The sequence below is a fragment of the Thiocystis minor genome, assembly GCF_016653465.1.
Taxonomy (GTDB): Bacteria; Pseudomonadota; Gammaproteobacteria; order Chromatiales; family Chromatiaceae; genus Chromatium; species Chromatium minus.
On sequence record NZ_NHSQ01000048.1, the window covers coordinates 1 to 3112 of the forward strand.

Annotated in this window: 5 protein-coding genes; all 5 read right to left on the reverse strand. The window is 68.3% G+C overall.

The features are described from left to right. Positions 1–446 (reverse strand): conjugal transfer protein TraH (locus CCR95_RS04810; RefSeq protein WP_201092354.1); only part of this gene is annotated, 446 nt, incomplete at its 3' end. Between the two features lie 6 nt (positions 447–452). Continuing rightward, positions 453–1496 carry a conjugal transfer protein TraF gene (locus CCR95_RS04815; protein ID WP_201092356.1) on the reverse strand — a complete coding sequence of 348 codons (1044 nt, stop codon included), beginning with the start codon at positions 1494–1496 and terminating at the stop codon, positions 453–455. After that, positions 1447–1869 (reverse strand): hypothetical protein, encoded by a 423-nt coding sequence (locus CCR95_RS04820; RefSeq protein WP_242523064.1) that lies wholly within the window; start codon positions 1867–1869, stop codon positions 1447–1449. Before CCR95_RS04820 ends, CCR95_RS04815 begins: the two co-directional genes overlap by 50 nt. Before the next feature lie 73 nt (positions 1870–1942). Next, positions 1943–2620, reverse strand: a complete 678-nt coding sequence (locus CCR95_RS04825) for a M23 family metallopeptidase (protein WP_201092358.1) — start codon at positions 2618–2620, stop codon at positions 1943–1945. Further along, a partial coding sequence (locus tag CCR95_RS04830) for an STY4526/YPO1902 family pathogenicity island replication protein (RefSeq protein ID WP_201092359.1) occupies positions 2613–3112 on the reverse strand: 500 nt, incomplete at its 5' end. The genes CCR95_RS04825 and CCR95_RS04830, both read right to left, overlap by 8 nt.

Genomic DNA, 3112 nt, shown 5'->3' on the forward strand with positions numbered 1-3112 from the left:
CCGGCCAGGGCGTTCAATTGCGCGATTTTCTTCTGTAACTGCTCGATGATTTCGGCCCCCGAGGGCATCATCGTGGTCAGCGCGAGTTGGAAGGCGTAGCCGGCGGCATTCGAGGCGATGCCGCGCAGCAGGTTGGTGAACTGTGCGGCGTTGACGAACGAAAACGAGCCGCCGAACAGATCGATGCCGCCGCAGCCGGCCTCGAAGGACGGCGGCACCAACGCAATCGGATTGACGTTGACAATGCGATTGCGCGCGACCAGCGAGCCGCCCGACAGGACGCCTCGGCGCTGTCCCATTTGCGCGCTGGGGTCCGTGACATTGACCAGCGTGCCGAACAGACTGTCCATTTCCGCGTTCAGGTCCGCCTGCGCGGGCGCGGCGAACAGGGGCGCAAGCAGCGCGAGGGCGCACCAGGCGCGTCGATCGGTGGTGGTGAGCGGCATCGCGGGTTACTCCGGCGCGAAAGGGGCGGACGACAGCGAGGCGGGCGCGGGCGCGCGGGATCGCAACAGGTCGAGAAAGCGATCGGGATCCTCGGGCACTTCCGACAGCGGGGCGTCGACGCCAACCGCCAGGTAGCGATCGGCCACGGTAGGTTTGGTGCGGGCATAGGTCGCCTCGTCGATCCAACCCGCCTCGCGAGCGGCCAGCACCAAGCGCTGCTGTAAATCGTTGAGCGACAACAGCCCCTGCGCGAGCGGCATCACGTCCGCCGGCGGGCGCACCAGGAACATCGCCGGCGTCGACACCACGCCCAGGCGGGCGGCCTGCCCGCCATCGCGGCGAAAATTCGGAAACAATCCTTTGGGGAGCGGTTTCCCGTCGAGGGCAATGGCCTGGACCACGAAGCCGCCCGTTTGCGCCAGCGTCTGCAGCACGGCGGCTTGCGCGGCGCAATAGGGGCAGTCGGCGCGATAGAAAAACCAGATCCCGGTGTCCTTGGCGAGCGCCTGGAGGACCGCTTCGCGCTGTTGACCGGCGACGCGATTGATCAAATTGGCATAATTGCCAGCGGGCTGACGGGTGGTTTCGTCGAGCGCGGGGTCGTTTTGCACGGCGCGTTGAAAGGCGTCGGTGAAGCGCGAGGCTTTATCGAGCGCGATTTTCTGCAAATACAGAAACACGGCCAGATTCGTCGGATTGGGATCGTCGATCGCGCGCTGCTGATAGGTCTCCAGGTTGGCGCGCAACCAGGCCGCCGAGAGCGGTGCCGGTTCCGGCGGCGATGGCGGTTCGGGCAACGGTTCCGGCTCCGGTAGCGGCGGCACGGGCACGGGCGCAGGCGGCGGTTCCGGTGGCAGGACGGGGGCGGGCGGCAGCGGATCGCGGCGATACCAGAACCAGCCTTCGGCCTCGCGCTCGTAGAAGCGCGCGGCGTCGGCGATGGCCACGGACGTACCGAGCACGCCGAGCAGCCCCGCGAGCGCCAAGGCGAACCGCGCCCTACGCACGGGCACGCAGGGAGCGACGCGCTTGACGCAGCGCAGAGCCATGGCGATCCAGTTGCGTTGGCGTCGAGACGGTCACGGGATACCAGGTGGGACGGCGATACGCATGGCCCCGGCGTTTGCCGACCGGCAGGCGCAGCGTTTTGCCGTCGAGGAAATAGACCAGGCGGTCGCAGGCGACGAAGGCGAGGCGGCGGGTGCGCTGGAGATCGTCCAGCGCCGCACTTGCGGCTGCCGATACCCCTTGCCAGAGAATCAGGTTGGGGTGGAGCGCGTAGGCGCTCGCGCCGGCAAAGCCCTCGACCTCGCGGCACAGTTCGACGAAAGAGACATGGCCGCCAAGGCGCTCGACGGTTGCCAGAATGGCGGCGGCCAGGACGGCGGATGACGCAAGCTCGGAATCGGAACGAACAGGCATGAAGACACTCGTGAAGCAGTCGTGAAGCCGTGGTGAAGAAACGCGCCGCGCGGACGGTGGGCGACGTCCGCCCTCATGACCCCGTTGACCCCGCTTCGCGGGGCGTCCCGGAAGCGTAGTGGACGCCGCGTGGCGTGGGGATCGCGTTCAGCCAGCGCGCCGGATCGCGGGAAGCGCCGTCCTGACGGATCTCGAAATGCAGATGGGGACCGGTGGAAAGGCCGGTCGTGCCCACGCTGGCCAACGTGTCGCCGGCCTGGACGCGCTGACCGACCTGGACCTGTCGGGTCTGCGCATGGGCATAGCGCGTGGTCCAGCCCGCCCCGTGATCGACGTCGACCCGGTTGCCGTACCCGCTGGCCCAACCGCTGAACGACACGCGACCGGCGGCTACGGCACGAATCGGCGTCCCGGCGGGCGCGGCCAGATCGATGCCGTGATGAAATTGCGACCGTTTCCTGATGGGATGCTGACGCTGGCCATAGGCGGAACTGACGCGCCCGGCCACCGGCCAGAGGCCCACGTCGACGTCCGCCGCGCCGACCGGGGAGCGCCCGACGGGTGTCGGGACACGGAACCGGGGACGGTCATCCGCCCGCGCGGGCGCTTGGATGAAGCGTATGGCGGTGGACGGGGACGCTTGGGTGATCAGACGAATCGCCGGCGCGGTGCCCCCCTGAACGGTCGCGCTGGCGGCGAGAAGTGCGCCGATCAGCAGCGCCTGGCGTCGCCGACGGTGAGACTTAGGCAAACGCCGCTCCCCGCCCCAGCGCCGCCGCGCGCCGCGGCACGTTCTGCCGACAGGCCGTCGGGCCGGTCTGCCGCCTGGGCGCGACGGTCAGCGCGTCGCGTTCGCGCTCCTCGCGCAGACTGAGCGCGCGACAGACCTGACGCACATCGACCCCGATGGCGATGGCGGTTTGGAGATAGCGTTCCGGGAGCGCGAGCGCCACGCGCTGATCCCAGGCGGCCAGAATGTCCTCTTCCTCGTTGAGCGTCGGATTGGTCGGGCGTCCGCCGTGCGGCAGATGATCGTCGAGTTTGAGCAGCTTGCGTTGGTTGCGGTAGTGCTGCGGAATCCAGCCGAACAGTTGCACCATCAAGTGTCGCGGGGCGCCGGCGACTAACAGACGTTGTTGCAGCGCCTGGACGGTTTTCTGCGCGTCACGGCGCGCCAGCGCCAGGCGCACCTGCACATGATTGATGCGCGCCTCGAATTCGATGAAATGCCGACTCTGGTCCT